The following is a 16,577-nucleotide window of genomic DNA, read 5'->3' as shown; positions in this document are numbered from 1 at the left end:
CAGCGGTCCGCCACCGGGCACGCCCCGCACCGCGGCGACCGGGCCGTGCACACCAGCGCACCGAGCTCCATCGACGCGGCCGCCCACCGCGTGGCGGCTGGCCGGCGCGCCCGGCGACGTGCACGCGCACCGGCGCCGGACGCAGGCGTGGGCGGGCACGGACCGGCAGGTGCGGGGGCGGATCATGGCGCTGCTGCGCGAGGCGCTGGAGCCCGCGCCGGCCGACGCGGTCGCGGCGGTGTGGCCGGACGACGCCCAGCGGGAGCGCTGCCTGGCGGGGCTCCTGGTCGACGGCCTCGTCGAGCGCGTCCCGGGCGAGGACCCGGAGCTGCCGCGCTACCGCCTCCCGGCCGGGGCCTAGAGCTCGACGATCATCCGGGTGTTGCCGAGGGTGTTCGGCTTGACCCGCGCCAGGTCGAGGAACTCCGCGACCCCGTCGTCGTGCGACCGCAGCAGCTCGGCGTACACCTCGGGCGGCACCGCCGGGCCGGCGATCGTGCCCCAGCCGTGCGCCGCGAAGAAGTCGACCTCGAACGTCAGGCAGAACAGCCGGCTCAGCCCGAGGTCCTGGGCCCGGGCGGTCAGGCCCTCGAGCAGCGCGTGCCCGACGCCGCGGCCCCGCCACTGCCGCGCGACGGCGAGCGTGCGGATCTCGGCGAGGTCCTGCCACATCACGTGCAGGGCGCCGCAGCCGATCAGCGTCCCGTCCTGGGCCTCGGCGACCTGGAACTCCTGGATCGCCTCGTAGTAGCCGACCAGCTCCTTGGCGAGCAGGATCCGCTCGTCGGCGTACGGCTGCACCAGGTCGCGGATGCCGCGGACGTCCGCCGGGAGCGCGGGTCGGACCCGGTAGGCGGGGGCCGGGGGCTGGGCCGGGGCGGCGGGGGACGACGGTGCGGCGGGGGACGACGGTGCGGCGGGGTCGGTCACGCCCTCAACCTACGACGCGCACCAGCGACGACGCCCGCCGGTCCACGCCCGGCCCGTCACGGCACCAGCTCGACCGCCGCCGCGCGCGCCCGGCGCAGCGCCGCGGCGTCCAGACCGAGCACCCGCAGGGCGGCGTCGGCGACCAGCGGCGCGACGTCCTGGGCGGCGGCGTCCCCGCCGGACCGCCGGGCGGTGATCACCGTCTCGACGAGGCCGAACACCAGCGTCGCCTCCGCCGGCCGCACCGACTCCGGCCGCCCCAGCACCGCCGCGACCAGCGCGTCGTACCGGCCGCGCAGCCGCGCCCGCTCCTCGCGGAACTCCGCGAACGCCTCGCCCTCGACCTCCGGCAGCTGCATCAGCCCGCCGATGTTGACCGGCCCGTCCGCCAGCCACCGGGCGTCGGCGTCGCACAGCGCCCACAGCCGCGCGGCCGGGTCGCCGGGTGCGTCGAGCAGCTCGTCGGCCAGGTCGAGCGACGGGCGGACCGTGTCGAGCAGCAGGGTGCGCAGCAGGACGTCCTTGCCGCGGAAGTGGTGGTAGATCGACGCCTGCTTCACGCCCGCGCGCTCGGCGATGGCGTAGGTGGAGGTCGCCGTGTACCCGACGCTGCTGAACAGCGCCGCGGCCGCGGCGAGCACGTCCCCGCGGGTGTCGCGGCCGTCCGCGGCGCGCGGGCGCCCGGGCCGGGTCGCGGGGCGCTCCGCGTCGGGCGTGGGGGCCGTCATGCGCGCGGACGCTAGCAGCCGCGCGTCACCGGGACGTTTCGCGCCCGCGCACCCCGGCCCCGCTCCGCGCGAGCTCGAGCAGCCGGGCCGCCGTCCGCTCGTCGACGACGAGGTCCGTCATGGTCCCGGCGCGCAGCGCGGCGAGCAGCGGCACCGCCTTGTTGTCCCCGGCGACCGCGCACAGCCGCCGGGGGATCCGCCGGAGCTGCTCGGGCGACGGCCCGGTGGCACGGGCGTTCAGCGGCACGTCCTGCCAGGACCCGTCGGCGCGCAGGAACACCGTGCACACGTCGCCCACGACGGACTGCTCGTGCAGCAGCTCGACGTCGTCGTCGTCCAGGTACCCGGCGGAGTAGACGTGGCTCGGGACCGAGCCCGTCACCGAGCCGACGGAGAACAGCGCGATGTCGGCGCGGGCCTGCTCGTCGAGCACCCGGCGCACGGACCGCTCCCGCCACATCGCCTGCTTCGTCTCCGGGTAGTCGAAGAACGCCGGGACCGGGAAGTGGTGCACGGTCGCGCCGAACGCGCTGCCGAACGAGGCGATCAGGTCGCTGGCGTACTCGATGCCCGAGGTGCGGGTGTTGGCCGCGCCGTTGAGCTGGACGACGACGCTGCCGTGCGTGGCCTTGGGCGGCAGCCGGCGCGAGACGGCCGCCAGCGTCGTGCCCCAGGCGACGCCGAGGATCATGTCGGAGTCGAACCACGAGGCGAGCAGGCGTGCGGTCGCCCGGGCCACCTGGTCGAGGGTGTCCGCGGGCTCCCCGGAGTCGGGGACGGGCACCACGTAGGTGTCGATGCCGAACGCGGCGGAGATCGAGCGGCCCAGGCTGGGCGCGCGCGTGCTGGACGGCCGGAGCGTGATCTCGACGAGCCCCGTCTCCCGGGCCCGCTTGAGCAGCCGCGACACGGTCGACCGCGAGGTGTGCAGGTGGCGCGCGATCACGTCCATCTTGACGTCCTGCAGGTAGTACATGGACGCGGCGCGCAGCACGTCCTGCTCGCGGTCGGTCATCGTCCGCGACCTCCTCGTCGGGCCGGATGCGGGACCTCGGTCCCTGCACATTCGTGCACTGCGGTTGCGCGTCTGTTCGCGACGTGACGACGATAGCGAACAGACAGGACCGAGGTCCCGGTCCGCGGGGCCACGAGCGCCCGCGACCAGGGCACCGACGGCCGGGAGAGCACGACCGCGATGGAGCTGACATGAGGACCGCAGCACTGACCCCTCGCCTGCGTGACGACGCGCTGGCGGCCCTGCGAGCGACCACGGAGGGCGGGCCGGAGCTCGACGTCCTCGTCATCGGCGGCGGCGTGACCGGCGCCGGCATCGCCCTCGACGCGGTCACCCGCGGCCTGTCCACCGCCGTCATCGACGCGCAGGACTGGGCCTCCGGCACGTCCAGCCGGTCGAGCAAGCTCGTGCACGGCGGCCTGCGCTACCTGCAGATGCTCGACTTCCACCTGGTGCGCGAGGCCCTCACCGAGCGCGACCTGCTGATCAGCGACCTGGCCCCGCACCTGGTGAAGCCGGTGCCGTTCCTCTACCCGCTGGAGAACCGGGTCTGGGAGCGCGCGTACGTCGGCGCCGGCGTGGCGCTGTACGACACGCTCGCCAGCGTCAACGGCCGCAAGCGCGCCATGCCGCTGCACCAGCACCTGTCCCGCAAGGGCATGGAGCGCAAGTTCCCCGACCTGCGCCACGACGCCGCCGTCGGCGCGGTGCAGTACTGGGACGCCAGCGTCGACGACGCCCGCCTGGTCTCGACCCTGATCCGCACGGCGGTCTCCTACGGCGCGCACGCGGCCTCCCGCACCCAGGTCGTCGGCCTGACGACCACGTCCGGCGGCGCGGTCACCGGCGCCGAGCTGGCCGACCTCGAGTCCGGCGAGCGCTTCACGGTCCGCGCCCGGCACGTCATCAACGCCACCGGCGTCTGGACCGAGCAGACCGAGTCGCTCGCCGGCACCGAGGGCGGCCTGCGGGTTCTCGCGTCCAAGGGCATCCACATCGTCGTGCCGCGCGACCGGATCGCGGGCAACACGGGCCTGATCCTGCAGACCGAGAAGTCGGTCCTGTTCATCATCCCCTGGTCCCGCTACTGGGTGATCGGCACCACGGACACCCCCTGGGAGCAGGACCTCACCCACCCGGTGGCCACCAGCGCCGACATCGACTACGTCATCGAGCACGCCAACGCCGTGCTGTCCCGGCCGATCACCCGCGACGACGTCATCGGCACCTGGGCCGGCCTGCGGCCGCTGCTGCAGCCCGGCACCAAGGAGGGCACCTCGTCGGCCAAGGTGTCCCGCGAGCACACCGTCGCCTCGCCGACGCCCGGCCTGACCGTCATCGCGGGCGGCAAGCTCACCACCTACCGCGTCATGGCGAAGGACGCGGTGGACTTCGCGATCGGCTCGCGCGCCACGACCCTGCCGTCGATCACGCACAAGGTGCCGCTGGTCGGCGCCGAGGGCCTCGAGGTCCTGCAGCGCCAGGCCCGGGACATCGGCAGCCGGTACGGCTGGGACCGCGGGCGGATGGACCACCTGCTGCACCGGTACGGCTCCCTGCTGGGCGAGCTGCTCGAGATCGTCGACGAGGAGCCGACGCTCGGCCAGCCGCTCGCCGAGGCCCCCGCGTACATCGGCGCCGAGATCGCCTACGCCGTCACCCACGAGGGTGCCCTGCACCTGGACGACGTGCTCATGCACCGCACCCGCCTCAACTACGAGGTCGCGGACAAGGGCCTCGGCGCGCTGGACGAGATCGCCGCCATCGTCGCCCCCCGGCTGGGCTGGGACGACGCGACCCGCGCCCGCGAGGTCGACGCGTACCGGCAGCGTGCGCAGGCCGAGTTCGCCGCCGCCGAGCAGCCCGACGACGCCGCCGCCCAGGCGGCGCGCGACCTCGCCGAGGACCTCGCGCCGCTGCTGCCGCTCGACGCGGACCCCGTCCACCCCGGTACCAAGCCGGGTTCGTCGCCCAGCACCCCTGCCGCTGCCGGTCCGGCAGGGACATGATCAGTACCACCTAGCGGTCCCCCGGCCGCGCCCCGCCCGGTCGGTCCTCGACCGGGCGGGACCCTGCGAGACAACGACGTCCGTCAGAAAGAGGTCGACTGTGGAGTCCATCTCGATCGGAGATGCCATCCTCTCCGAGTTCCTCGGCACCGCCGTGCTGCTCCTCCTCGGTGCAGGCGTGGTCGCCAACGTGATCCTGCCGAAGACGAAGGGGTTCGGCGGCGGCTGGTTGCTGATCAACTTCGGCTGGGGCCTCGCCGTGTTCACCGGCGTGTACGTGGCGTTCCAGTCCGGTGCGCACCTGAACCCGGCGGTGACGCTGGGCATCTGGGCCGCCGGCAAGGACGAGTTCGCCCCCGGCATCGAGGTGAACGCCGCCAACGGGTTCCTGTACATCGCGGCGCAGTTCGCCGGCGCCGCGGTCGGCTCGACGCTCGCGTACCTGACCTACAAGAAGCACTTCGACCAGGACGCGGACCCCGCCATCAAGCTCGCGGTGTTCTCCACCGGCCCGGAGCTCCGCTCCTACGGCTGGAACTTCCTGACCGAGGTCGTCGGCACGTTCGTCCTCGTCTTCTGGGTGGTCATCAGCGGCAACACGCCCGCCCAGATCGGCCCGCTCGGCGTCGCCCTGGTCGTGGTCGCGATCGGCGCCAGCCTCGGTGGCCCCACCGGTTACGCCATCAACCCGGCCCGTGACCTCGGCCCGCGCCTCGCGCACGCCCTGCTCCCGATCCGCGGCAAGGGCTCGTCCGACTGGTCGTACGCCTGGGTGCCGGTGCTCGGCCCCGCGGTCGGCGGCATCCTCGGTGGCCTGCTGGCCATGACCATCGGCTGGGTCGCCTGACCCTCGCGCCCTGACCGGGGCGCCCACCCCCACCCCTGCGGGGGCGGGCGCCCCGGCCGCGCACCCCGCGACGCCCCCGTCGCACGCACGTCGCGGCCCCGCAGGCCGCACCGTTCCCGGCAGCGCCGCCCCCGCGGTGCCGCCACCCGCCCCCGGGCGGGGCAGACCGACGCGAAGGAAGTCTCATGTCCGAGCAGCTCGTCATGGCGATCGACCAGGGCACCACCTCCACCCGGGCGATCCTCTTCAACCACAGCGGCCAGATCGTCTCCGTCGGCCAGACCGAGCACCAGCAGATCTTCCCGCGCGCCGGCTGGGTCGAGCACGACCCCAACGAGATCTGGACCAACACCCGCGAGGTCGTCGGCCTCGCGCTCTCCCGCGCCAACAAGACCTACTCCGACGTCGCCGCGATCGGCATCACCAACCAGCGCGAGACCGCCGTGGTGTGGGACCGCACCACCGGCCAGCCGGTCTACAACGCGATCGTCTGGCAGGACACCCGCACCCAGAAGATCTGCGACGACCTCGCGGCCCTCGGCGGCGGCGCCGAGCGCTACAAGGACCGCGTCGGCCTGCCGCTGGCGACCTACTTCTCCGGCCCGAAGATCCGGTGGATCCTCGACAACGTCGAGGGTGCCCGCGAGAAGGCGGAGCGCGGCGAGCTCGCGTTCGGCAACACCGACTCCTGGGTGCTGTGGAACATGACCGGCGGCGTCGACGGCGGCATCCACATCACGGACGTCACCAACGCGTCGCGCACCATGCTCATGAACGTCGACTCGCTCACCTGGAACGAGGAGATCGCGGCCGAGATGGGCATCCCGCTGTCGATGCTCCCGGAGATCCGGTCGTCCTCCGAGGTCTACGGGCACGGCCGCCAGGGCGGGCTCGTCCCGGGCGTGCCGATCGCCGGCATCCTCGGCGACCAGCAGGCCGCGACGTTCGGCCAGGCGTGCTTCGAGGTCGGCACGGCCAAGAACACGTACGGCACCGGCAACTTCATGCTGCTGAACACCGGCACCGAGCCGGTCCCCTCGAAGAACGGCCTGCTCACCACCGTCGCCTACAAGATCGGCGACAAGCCGCAGGTGTACGCGCTCGAGGGCTCGATCGCCGTCACCGGCTCCCTCGTGCAGTGGCTGCGCGACAACCTGGGCATGTTCGCGGACGCCCCGGACATCGAGTACCTGGCCTCGAAGGTCGACGACAACGGCGGCGCGTACTTCGTCCCGGCGTTCTCCGGCCTGTTCGCCCCGTACTGGCGGTCCGACGCCCGCGGCGCCCTGGTCGGCCTGACCCGGTACGTCAACCGCAACCACATCGCCCGCGCCGCGCTGGAGGCCACCGCCTTCCAGACCCGCGAGGTGCTGGACGCCATGAACGCGGACTCCGGCGTCGCCCTGACGGAGCTCAAGGTCGACGGCGGCATGACCGCCAACAACCTGCTCATGCAGTTCCAGGCCGACATCCTCGACGTGCCGGTCGTCCGGCCGCAGGTCGCGGAGACCACCGCGCTCGGCGCCGCGTACGCCGCGGGCATCGCCGTCGGCTACTGGGAGGGCGAGCAGGACGTCATCGACAACTGGGCCGAGGGCGCCCGGTGGACCCCGAACCTGGAGTCCGGCGAGCGCGACCGGCAGTACCGGCTGTGGAAGAAGGCCGTCACGAAGACCTTCGACTGGGTAGACGACGACGTGCGCTGACGCCCGACGTCCCGGGGCCGACCGCGAGCCGTCCGCCGGGCCTCCCCGGCACGGCCGACGGCCCCGTCCCCCTCGTCACGAGGGGAACGGGGCCGTCGTCGTGCGGCGGTCCGTCAGCGGTCGACGCGCGCCGAGCCGCCGCCCGCGAGCTTCAGCACCTCGGCCTCCGAGGCCATCGTGGTGTCGCCCGGGGTGGTCATGGCGAGCGCCCCGTGCGCCGCGCCGTACTCGACGGCGGTCGCGAGCGGGTGCCCGCCGAGCAGGCCGTAGACCAGGCCCGAGGCGAACGAGTCGCCGCCGCCGACCCGGTCCAGGATCTCCAGGCCCGGCCGGTGCGTGGCGCGGACCAGGCCCTCCTCGCGGGACCACGCGATGGCGCCCCAGTCGTTGACGGTGGCGCTGCGGACGGTGCGCAGCGTGGTGGCGATGACCTGGAGGTGCGGGAACTCCGCCGCCACCCGGTCGATCATCGCGGCGAACGAGTCGACCTCGATCGCGGACAGGTGCTCGTCGACCCCCTCGACCTCGAAGCCGAGCGCCGCGGTGAAGTCCTCCTCGTTGCCGATCATCACGTCGACGTGCCGGGCGATCTCCCGGTTGACCTCCTGGGCCCGGGCCGTGCCGCCGGTCGACCGCCACAGGCTGGGCCGGTAGTTGAGGTCGTAGGACACGACCGTCCCGTGCCGCTTCGCGGCGGTCACCGCGGCGACCACCGTCTCGGCCGCCGTCTCGGACAGCGCCGCGTAGATGCCGCCGGTGTGCAGCCAGCGGGCGCCGAGCCCGCCGAACAGGTGGTCCCAGTCGACGTCGCCGGGGGCGAGCTGCGACGCCGCGGTGTGCCCGCGGTCGCTGACGCCCACGGCGCCCCGGACGCCGAAGCCGCGCTCGGTGAAGTTCAGGCCGTTGCGGACGTCCCGGCCGATGCCGTCGTAGGGCAGCCACCGCAGGAACGACGTGTCGACGCCGCCCTGCAGGATCAGGTCCTCCACCAGGCGGCCGACCTCGTTGTCCGCGAGCGCGGTCACGATCGCCGTGCGGAGGCCGAACGCGCGGCGCAGGCCGCGGGCGACGTTGTACTCGCCACCGCCCTCCCAGGCGCGGAACTGGCGGGCGGTGCGGATGCGGCCCTCCCCCGGGTCGAGGCGGAGCATCACCTCGCCGAGGGAGACGGCGTCGTAGCGGACCTCGGCGGCGGGGCGGGTGGTCAGGGGCACGGGACGCTCCTTCGCGGCGTTCGTCGTGGGTGGGTCACGGGCGCAGGCGGGTGGCGAGCGCGACGGCGTCGGCGACGAGCGTCCGCACGCCCGCGAGGTCGCCGTCGCGCACCCGGTCGCGCGGCACCATCCACGAGCCGCCGACCGCCGCGACGCACGGCAGCGCGAGGTACTGGTCGAGGTTGCCGGGACCGACGCCCCCGGTCGGCACGAACCGCACCCCGCCGAACGGGGCCGCGAGCGCCGCGATGGCCGCGCTGCCGCCCGAGGTGCCGGCGGGGAAGAACTTCACGGTGTCCAGCCCGAGCTCCAGCGCGGCCTGGACCTCGGTCGCGGTGACCGCGCCGGGCAGCACCGGGACGCCGTGCTCCTGCGCGCGCTCGACGACGGCGCGGGACGTGCCCGGGGACACCAGGTACTGCGCGCCGGCGGCGACCGCGGCGTCGACCTGCGCGGGGGTGACGACCGTGCCCGCGCCGACCAGCACGTCGCCGCCCCGGTCGGCGATCGCCCGGATCGCGTCGGCCGCGGCGGCCGTGCGGAAGGTGACCTCGGCGACGGGCAGGCCGCCGCCGACCAGGGCGTCCGCGAGCGGGCCGGCGTCGCCGGCCTCGTCGAGGACGACCACCGGCACCAGCCGGTGCGCCGCGAGCCGGTCGAGCACGTCCGCCATGTCGAACTCCTTCGTTCCGCTGTGTGCAACGCCCGCTGCGCCCTGCGCACCGATCGTGGCACACGACCGCTCGCGTCGGCAACGCCTCCCGACCGCGCCCGGCGGGCCGGGCGCCGTGGCGCCGGGCGGCTGCGGACTCGCCGAGATCGGTGGTCCGCGCCGAGATCGGTGCGTGTGAGCACCGATCTCGAGCCAGACCACCGATCTCGCGACCCCGTGGGGGCGTCGCGCGCGAGCGTCAGGCGGGCGGGAGGGCCAGGCCGGGCGGGAGGAGCGGCGGCACGACCGCCCGCACCAGGGCGTGCACCTCGTCCCGGCGCCCCGCGGTGAGCCGGTCGGCCGGGGCCGTCACGCTGAGCGCCGCGACCGGGCGCGCCCCGCGGAGCAGCGGCACGCCCAGGCACGCGATGCCGGGCTCGTTCTCCTCGACCTCGACGGCGTAGCCGCGGTGCCGGGCGGCGGCGAGCTCCTCCGCCACGTGCGCCGTGCCCACCCGGCCCGCGGGCTGCACGGCCGCCACGTACCCGTCGAGGGCCGCGGCCGGGGTGTCGCCGAACGCGAGCATCGCCCGGCCGAGCGCGGTGGTCGCCGCCCAGTTCCGCCGGCCGACCGCGGACCACACCCGCACCGGGCGCTCCGGCTCGACCTTGTCCAGGTACACGACCTGCGCGCCGCTGAGCACGCCGAGGTGCACGAGCTCGTCGGTCGCGGCGCACAGGGCCACCAGGGCGCCGTGCAGCCGCGCGGGCAGGTCGTCCTCGGCGAAGTACCGGTCGGCCAGCCCGACCGCCGCCGGACCGAGGCCGTACCGCCCCGACGCCGGGTCCTGGGCGACGTAGTCGCGGTGCCGGAGCGCCGCCAGCGAGCGGTGCACGGTCGTCTTGTGCACGCCCAGCGCCGCCGACAGGTCTGCGAGGCCGACGCCGCCCGGACCGGCGGCGGCGACCGCCTCGAGCGTCCGGAGCGCCCGGTCGACGCTCTCGACCGGCGAGCCCGCGGGGGTGGCCGGGTCCGCCGGGGCCGGGCCGGCAGGACCGCCCACGCCCGCGACCGCGCCGCCCGTCTCCTCCGCCACGGCGCCCACCCTACGGGCGCGCGCTCCCGGCACCGCCCCGGGTCACCCCCCGAGCACCGAGATGAACCACCGGGCCACCGTGAAGTAGATGACCAGCCCGGTGCCGTCGACCAGGGTCGTGATGAGCGGACCCGACCCGACGGCGGGGTCCAGCCCGGCCCTGCGCAGCAGCAGCGGGAGCAGGGACGCGATCACCGACGCCCACAGGATGATCGCCCCGGCGGCCACCGCGACGGTCAGCGCGACCTCGCCCCCGACGCCGAGCGTCCACGCCCGCACCCAGCCGACGACGGCAATCGTCACCGCCGCGAGCAGCCCGGCGGTGAGCTCCTTGCGCACCACGCGCCCGGCGTCGCGCAGCCGGACGCTGCCGGTGGCCATCGCCCGGATGACCGTCGCGGTGATCTGCGTGCCGGCGTTCCCGCCGGCGCCGATCAGCAGCGGCACGAACAGCGTCAGCGCGATGACCGTCTCCAGCTCGTCCTCGTAGTGCTGCAGGACGCTGCTGGTGATCGTCGCGGTCACGAACAGCACGAGCAGCCAGACGATCCGCTTGCGCCACAGCAGCAGCGGCGACGCCCGCAGGTAGGGCACGTCCATCGGCGCGGCCCCGCCCTGGCGCACGGCGTCCTCGGTCGCCTCCTCCTCGACGATGTCCGCCACGTCGTCGCCGGTGAGCACACCGAGCAGCTGCCCGTCGGCCACGACGGGCAGCACCGCGAGGTGGTGGTCCTGGAGCAGGCGGGCGGCGCGCTCCTGGTCGGCGGTGGGCTCGACGGTGACGACGTCCTCGCGCATGAGGTCGGCGATCAGCAGCTCCGGGGCGGCCAGCACCAGGTCGCGGAACGACACCACGCCGAGGAGCGCGGCGCCGCCCTCGGCCGCGGGGACGCCGGTCACCCAGACCTCGGCGCTGTCGGCGGTGGCCTCGGGCTGGGCGCGGAGCGAGTCGACGGCCTCGCGGACGGTCATCGTCGGCCGGACGGTCGCCACCTCCGGGTTCATCCGGGCGGCGGCGGAGTCGTCGGGCCACGCGAGCAGCCCGCGCACCACGGCCGACCGCGCGACGCGCATCGCGCCGAGCACCGCCGCGCGCTCGCCGTCGGGCAGGGCGCGGAGGAGCTCGGCCGCCTCGTCCGGGTCGAGGCTGTCCACGAGGCCGGCCGCGACCGGCGCCGGGACGACGTGCAGCACCTCGGCGGCGGCGTGCGGGTCGAGGGTGCCGAGCAGGTCGTCGGCGGTCGTCGGGTCGAGCAGGCCGACGAGCGCGCGGACCTGCGCGTCGGACAGGTCGGCGAGCTGGTCCGCCCGCAGCCGGGGGTCGGGCGTCTGCTCGAGCCAGACCTCGACGGCGCGGTGGGTGCCGACGGCGACGACGTCGTGCAGGTCGAGCGGCGTCTGCTGGTCGGCGGGACGGCGGGGCAGGACGGGGGTGTGGCGGGTCATGTCGCGCTCCTTGCGGGAGGCCGCGGCGGGCGTCCCCCGCACCCGCGGCACGGTCGCGCGCACCCACCGCCGGCCAGGCGGTCGACCACCGACCAGCCCGCGGCGGTCCGGCGCGCGACCACGGAGCCCAGCAGCGTCAGCACGCCCTCCGCCTCGGCCGCCAGGTCCGGGTCCGGCCCGCGCACGGCGAGCGGCACGCTCCGCAGCCGGGACTTCGCCGCCTCGACGGCCTCGCGCGCGTGGATGAACGCGGTGCCGGACCCGGCCCGGGAGGACGCGGGCAGCGGCGTGTCGACGACGCCGGCGCCGATCCCGATGCTCCACCCGCCCGTGCGCACGAGGTGCAGGGCCAGCGCGACGACCAGGTCGGCGTCGGCGAGGACGGCCTGGACCTCGTCACCCACCGTGCGTTCGAAGGGCAGCACCACGGCGCCGGGCGCGGCACCGACGAGCGGCGACGCGGTCGCGAGCCCCTCGAGCAGGGCCTCCACGCGGTCGCCGACGCGCCGGCTCCCCTCCTGGTCCACCGTGAGCGTCCACATGGCGTCCAGCGTAGGACCTGGTACGTGCGCCTACAACCTCTTGGGCTTGTATGACTGCAAACAAGCCACCAGGCTTGTGGGGACGATCAGCCCAGCGACAGCCCGCGCGGGGCGGCGGCGCCCTCCGAGATCTCCGCGTAGGCGGCCACCAGCAGCGACGGGTCGGGACCCTCGAGCCGGGACGGTCGCGCGACGTCGTCGAGCACCACGAACCGCAGCAGGTCGCCCCGGGTCTTCTTGTCCCGGCGCATGGCGGCGTGCAGCTGGTCCCACCGGTCCCCGCGGTACGAGGTCGGCAGGCCGAGCCCCGTGAGGATCGACCGGTGCCGGGCGACGACCGACTCGTCGAGCCGGCCCGCGAGCCGCGCGAGCTCGGCCACGTACACCATGCCGACCGCCACCGCGGCGCCGTGCCGCCAGGAGTACCGCTCGACGTGCTCGATCGCGTGGCCGAACGTGTGGCCGTAGTTGAGGATCTCGCGCAGGCCCGCCTCCTTGAGGTCCTCCCCCACGACGCGTGCCTTCACCGCGACCGAGCGCTCGACCAGCTCCGCGAGCACCTCCGACCCCGCCGCGCGGACCGGGTCGGTGATCTCGGGACCGTGCGCCTCGACCAGCTCGAGGATCCGCGGGTCGGCGATGAACCCGCACTTCACGACCTCGCCCAGCCCGGCGACGTAGTCGTGCTTCGGCATGCTCTCCAGCGCCGCCAGGTCGCACAGCACCCCGGCCGGCGGGAAGAACGTGCCGACGAGGTTCTTGCCCTCCACGGTGTTGATGCCGGTCTTGCCGCCGACGGCCGCGTCCACCATCGCCAGCAGCGTCGTCGGCACGTGCACGACCTTGACGCCGCGCAGCCAGGTCGACGCCACGAAGCCCGCGAGGTCGGTGGTCGCACCGCCGCCGAGGCCCACGATCGCGTCGCTGCGCGTGAAGTCCGCCTGCCCGAGCACCTGCCAGCAGAACGACGCCACCTGCGCCGACTTGGCCGGCTCCGCGTCCGGCACCTCGGCGAGCAGCGTCTCGTACCCCTGGGCCGTCAGGTCCTCGCGCACCGCCTCGGCGGTCGCCGCCAGCGCCGTCGGGTGGATGACCAGCACCTTGCGGACGCCCTCGCCGAGCAGCCGCGGCAGCTCGCCCAGCAGGTTGCGCCCGATCACCACCTCGTACGGCTGGTCGCCCGTGACCTGCACCGTGCGCACGCTCATCGTCCCGCCTCGTGGCCGTCCGTGCGCTGGTCCGCCAGCGCCTCCTCGATGCGCTCCGCCACCTGGGCGGGCGTGATCCCGTCGGTCGACACCACGAGCGAGGCGACCCGCTCGTACACCGGCCGGCGCTCGTCCATCAGCTGCTGCCAGCGCGCCCGCGGGTTCCCGAGCAGCAGCGGCCGCGCCTGGTTGAACCCGACACGGGGCGCCGCGTGCCGCAGGCTGACGTCGAGGAACACCACCGCGCCCCCCGCCGACCGGTACGCGGCCAGCTCCTCCTGCGTCAGCGGGTGCAGCACCGCGCCGCCGCCGAGCGCCAGGACCCCGTCGTGCTCGACGAGCGCCCGGCGCACCGCCTCGTGCTCCAGCTCGCGGAACCGCGGCTCGCCGTCCTCCACGAACACGTCGGCGACCGACTTCCCGGCGGTGCGCTCCACGTCCGCGTCGGTGTCCCGGGCGGCGAGCTGCCAGCGCCCCGCCAGCGCCAGCGCCACCGTCGACTTGCCCGACCCGGGCGGGCCGATCAGGACGACCCGCGGGCGGGCGCTCATCGCAGCAGGTCGGGGACGGACGCGACGTACGCGTCGAGGTTCCGGCGCACCTCGCCCACCGAGTCACCGCCGGTCTTCTCGAGCAGCGCGTCCGCGACGACGAGCGCCACCATCGCCTCGGCCACGACCGCCGCCGGCGGCACCGCGCACACGTCCGAGCGCTGGTGCTGCGCCTTCGCGGGCTCGGCGCTCGACGTGTCGACCGTGTCGAGGGCGCGCGGCACCGTCGAGATCGGCTTCATCGCCGCGCGGACGCGCAGCACCTCGCCGTTGGTCATGCCGCCCTCGAGTCCGCCCGCGCGGTTGCTGCGCCGCCGGATCACGCCGTCGGCGTCCCGCTCCATCTCGTCGTGCGCCTGCGAGCCGCGGCGGGTCGCGGTGCGGAAGCCGTCGCCGACCTCGACGCCTTTGATCGCCTGGATGCCCATGAGCGCGCCGGCGAGGCGGGCGTCGAGCCGCCGGTCCGCGTGCACGTACGAGCCGAGCCCGGACGGCAGGCCGTAGACCAGCACCTCGACGACGCCGCCGAGGGTGTCGCCGTCCTTGTGGCACTCGTCGATCTCCGCGACCATCGCCGCCGAGGTCGGCGCGTCGAAGCAGCGCACCGGGTCGGCGTCCAGCGCCGCGACGTCGTCCGGGGTCGGCAGGGCCGCGTCGTCGGGGACCGCGACCGGGCCGATGCCGACCACGTGCGACACCAGCCGGATGCCCGCGGCCTGCTCGAGGAACCGCGCCGCGACCGTGCCGAGCGCCACCCGGGCGGCCGTCTCCCGCGCCGAGGCCCGCTCCAGCACCGGACGCGCGTCGTCGAACGCGTACTTCCGCATGCCGACCAGGTCCGCGTGCCCGGGACGCGGCCGGGTCAGCGGGGCGTTGCGGGCGCGGTTCAGCTTCTCCGGGTCGTCCACCGGGTCGGACGACATGACGTCGACCCACTTGGGCCACTCGGTGTTGCCGATCTCGATCGCGACCGGGCCGCCCTGCGACTCCCCCAGGCGCACGCCACCGAGGATGCGGACCTCGTCCTGCTCGAACTTCATGCGCGCGCCGCGGCCGTAGCCGAGCCGGCGCCGCGCCAGCGCGTCGCGGATGTGGGCCGACTCGACCTGCACACCCGCGGGCAGACCCTCGAGCACGCCCACCAGGGCGGGGCCGTGCGACTCACCGGACGTCAACCAACGGAGCATGGACGGGATCTTCCCACGTCGGGGGGACACGACCGCGCCCCGGTCCACGTCGTGGGCCGGGGCGCGGGGTGTGCGGCGGGAGCCGCGGAGGGTTCAGCCGAGCAGCGGGTTGCGGTTGGGATCGGCGGAGGGCAGCTGCGCCTCCTGCTCCTCCGGCGTGACGGTGGGGATCGAGTCCTCACCCGGCAGCACGTAGAGATAGCCGGTGATCGTGACCTCGACGTCGCCGACCTTCGTCGCGGGCTTGCCGCCGCCCGGTGCCGCGTCGTCCTGCGCGGTGCCGGTCACGCTGGTGACGAGCAGCAGGCGGTCCGTCTGCTCCTGCATCGACTGGACCCATGCGACCACGTTCGCGTAGCTGCCGACAGCGGTCATCGTGATCGGCACGTCGACCATGCCCACCGGGGCACCGCTGCCGGCGGCGGCGTTCGTCGAGGAGACTGCGGCGCCGTCCGCCGTGGCAGCGTCCGTCCCGTCCGTCACGGTGGAGCCCGCTGTCCCGTCGGCGACCGGGGCTTCGGTCGCGGCGGTCGGCGGGCCGGCCGGCGCGAACAGCTCCGGCGTGCTGGGGGTGACCCCGGTGACGGCGACCCCGTGGGCGACCGCCTGCTCGTCCACCTGGCGCAGATACGCGGCCAGCTGCCCCGTCGTGGGCACCTGCTTCTGCAGATCGGCCAGATCGGCCTTGCTCGCGTCGAGCTCGGCGAACTGCTTCTTCAGCGCGTCGATGCGGCCTCGCGCCATGTCGTTGTCGGCTTCGACGCCCTCGGCGGTGGCGCGCGTCTCGCTGGCCGTCGCCATGACCGGCGAGATGAGCAGGAACCATCCTGCGACCAGGAGCAGCAGCGCGACGACGACGGTGCCGCCGACCCAGGTGCTCGTCTTGGAGCGTCCCATGTCACTCGCCCCCTTCGGTCGACGCCGCGGCATCGCCCTCGGTCGTCGCAAGGGCGTCCGCCGAGAAGCGGCCGGCGAGCGCCGCGTCGTTGAACACGGCGCTCAGAGACACCGCGTAGTAGGTGGTGCCCTCTTCCTCGGCCGTGGCGACCGAGGCGACCCACGGGCTGTCGATGCCCGGAAGGGCGTCCAACGCGTCCAGCAGGTCGGAGGTGACCGGCGCGGTGGTCGACCGCAGCTGGAGCGACAGGGTGCCGATGCTGAGTCCCTGCAGGGGGTCGGCGGAGGCGGTACCCGCAGTGGTCGGTGACGGACCGGTGAACGTGAAGTCGTCGATGCTCATCCCGGCGGGCAGCACCGCGGAGACCGCGTCGAGGTAGGAACGCCAGGCGATCTCCGTCGCCATCCCGGCTTCGCGCGCGTCGGTCGTCAAGCGGTGGCTCGCCATCGGACTCGTCGTCGTGCTGGCGGTCGTCGCCCTCGGCTACGGCGCCGCGGTTCTCGCCCGGTCGGCAGCCGAGACCGAGCTCGCGGCGGCCGAGGACACGC

General features: G+C 74.8%; 16 protein-coding genes and 1 pseudogene. 4 read left to right on the top strand and 13 right to left on the bottom strand.

Annotated features, from left to right (window positions below; genetic code table 11):
* A pseudogene (locus FA014_RS21095) lies at positions 1 to 361 on the top strand (hypothetical protein); the annotation flags it as partial.
* On the opposite strand, the gene FA014_RS11210 reads toward FA014_RS21095, so the two are convergent.
* Genes FA014_RS11210 through FA014_RS11200 form a run of 3 tightly spaced genes read right to left on the bottom strand, consistent with a single transcriptional unit; the run spans position 358 to position 2,673 of the window.
* The gene (locus FA014_RS11210) at positions 358 to 930 is read right to left on the bottom strand and encodes an amino-acid N-acetyltransferase (RefSeq protein WP_154729767.1); all 573 of its coding nucleotides are present in this window, start codon (positions 928 to 930) and stop codon (positions 358 to 360) included. The pseudogene FA014_RS21095 and the gene FA014_RS11210 overlap by 4 nt on opposite strands.
* Positions 931 to 986: 56 nt before the next feature.
* Positions 987 to 1,658: a TetR/AcrR family transcriptional regulator gene (locus tag FA014_RS11205; RefSeq protein WP_154729766.1), complete on the bottom strand. Its 672-nt coding sequence runs from the start codon at positions 1,656 to 1,658 to the stop codon at positions 987 to 989.
* A 25-nt stretch (positions 1,659 to 1,683) separates the two neighbouring features.
* Positions 1,684 to 2,673 (bottom strand): sugar-binding transcriptional regulator, encoded by a 990-nt coding sequence (locus tag FA014_RS11200; RefSeq protein WP_154729765.1) that lies wholly within the window; start codon positions 2,671 to 2,673, stop codon positions 1,684 to 1,686.
* A gap of 191 nt (positions 2,674 to 2,864) precedes the next feature.
* Here FA014_RS11200 and FA014_RS11195 point away from each other — a divergent pair, with 191 nt between their 5' ends.
* The 3 genes from FA014_RS11195 to glpK all read left to right on the top strand — a co-directional run bounded on the left by FA014_RS11195 (position 2,865) and on the right by glpK (position 7,235).
* Positions 2,865 to 4,682, top strand: a complete 1,818-nt coding sequence (locus FA014_RS11195) for a glycerol-3-phosphate dehydrogenase/oxidase (RefSeq protein ID WP_154729764.1) — start codon at positions 2,865 to 2,867, stop codon at positions 4,680 to 4,682.
* A gap of 100 nt (positions 4,683 to 4,782) precedes the next feature.
* The gene (locus FA014_RS11190; protein WP_230323072.1) at positions 4,783 to 5,529 is read left to right on the top strand and encodes an MIP/aquaporin family protein; all 747 of its coding nucleotides are present in this window, start codon (positions 4,783 to 4,785) and stop codon (positions 5,527 to 5,529) included.
* Between the two features lie 185 nt (positions 5,530 to 5,714).
* Positions 5,715 to 7,235 (top strand): glycerol kinase GlpK, encoded by a 1,521-nt coding sequence (glpK, locus tag FA014_RS11185; RefSeq protein ID WP_154729763.1) that lies wholly within the window; start codon positions 5,715 to 5,717, stop codon positions 7,233 to 7,235.
* Between the two features lie 113 nt (positions 7,236 to 7,348).
* On the opposite strand, the gene FA014_RS11180 is transcribed toward glpK, so the two are convergent.
* From FA014_RS11180 to FA014_RS11135, 10 genes are all read right to left on the bottom strand, one after another.
* On the bottom strand, positions 7,349 to 8,449 hold the full coding sequence (locus tag FA014_RS11180; RefSeq protein WP_154729762.1) for a sugar kinase: 1,101 nt from the start codon (positions 8,447 to 8,449) through the stop codon (positions 7,349 to 7,351).
* A 34-nt stretch (positions 8,450 to 8,483) separates the two neighbouring features.
* A complete protein-coding gene (gene eda, locus FA014_RS11175; protein ID WP_154729761.1) occupies positions 8,484 to 9,122 on the bottom strand; it encodes a bifunctional 4-hydroxy-2-oxoglutarate aldolase/2-dehydro-3-deoxy-phosphogluconate aldolase in 639 nt (212 codons plus the stop codon).
* A 238-nt stretch (positions 9,123 to 9,360) separates the two neighbouring features.
* Positions 9,361 to 10,197 (bottom strand): IclR family transcriptional regulator, encoded by an 837-nt coding sequence (locus FA014_RS11170; protein ID WP_230323071.1) that lies wholly within the window; start codon positions 10,195 to 10,197, stop codon positions 9,361 to 9,363.
* A 42-nt stretch (positions 10,198 to 10,239) separates the two neighbouring features.
* Positions 10,240 to 11,643 (bottom strand): magnesium transporter, encoded by a 1,404-nt coding sequence (mgtE, locus tag FA014_RS11165; protein ID WP_154729760.1) that lies wholly within the window; start codon positions 11,641 to 11,643, stop codon positions 10,240 to 10,242.
* Entirely contained in the window at positions 11,640 to 12,185 is a 546-nt protein-coding gene (locus FA014_RS11160) for a hypothetical protein (protein ID WP_154729759.1), read from the bottom strand. The genes mgtE and FA014_RS11160 overlap by 4 nt, the downstream gene beginning before the upstream one ends.
* An 86-nt stretch (positions 12,186 to 12,271) precedes the next feature.
* Positions 12,272 to 13,393, bottom strand: coding sequence for a 3-dehydroquinate synthase (gene aroB, locus FA014_RS11155; protein WP_154729758.1), 1,122 nt, complete (start codon positions 13,391 to 13,393; stop codon positions 12,272 to 12,274).
* Positions 13,390 to 13,944, bottom strand: a complete 555-nt coding sequence (locus FA014_RS11150; protein ID WP_154729757.1) for a shikimate kinase — start codon at positions 13,942 to 13,944, stop codon at positions 13,390 to 13,392. Before FA014_RS11150 ends, aroB begins: the two co-directional genes overlap by 4 nt.
* Positions 13,941 to 15,131 (bottom strand): chorismate synthase, encoded by a 1,191-nt coding sequence (gene aroC / locus FA014_RS11145; RefSeq protein ID WP_154729756.1) that lies wholly within the window; start codon positions 15,129 to 15,131, stop codon positions 13,941 to 13,943. The genes FA014_RS11150 and aroC overlap by 4 nt, the downstream gene beginning before the upstream one ends.
* Before the next feature lie 93 nt (positions 15,132 to 15,224).
* Complete coding sequence (locus FA014_RS11140) at positions 15,225 to 16,028, bottom strand: hypothetical protein (RefSeq protein ID WP_154729755.1); 804 nt, start codon at positions 16,026 to 16,028, stop codon at positions 15,225 to 15,227.
* 1 nt (position 16,029) lies between these two features.
* Positions 16,030 to 16,476 (bottom strand): hypothetical protein, encoded by a 447-nt coding sequence (locus FA014_RS11135; protein WP_154729754.1) that lies wholly within the window; start codon positions 16,474 to 16,476, stop codon positions 16,030 to 16,032.
* Positions 16,477 to 16,577: the final 101 nt, after the last annotated feature.

The organism is Cellulomonas hominis, from assembly GCF_005239125.1.
Taxonomy (GTDB): domain Bacteria; phylum Actinomycetota; class Actinomycetes; order Actinomycetales; family Cellulomonadaceae; genus Cellulomonas; species Cellulomonas hominis_A.
This window is presented reverse-complemented; position numbering and strand designations above follow the sequence as displayed.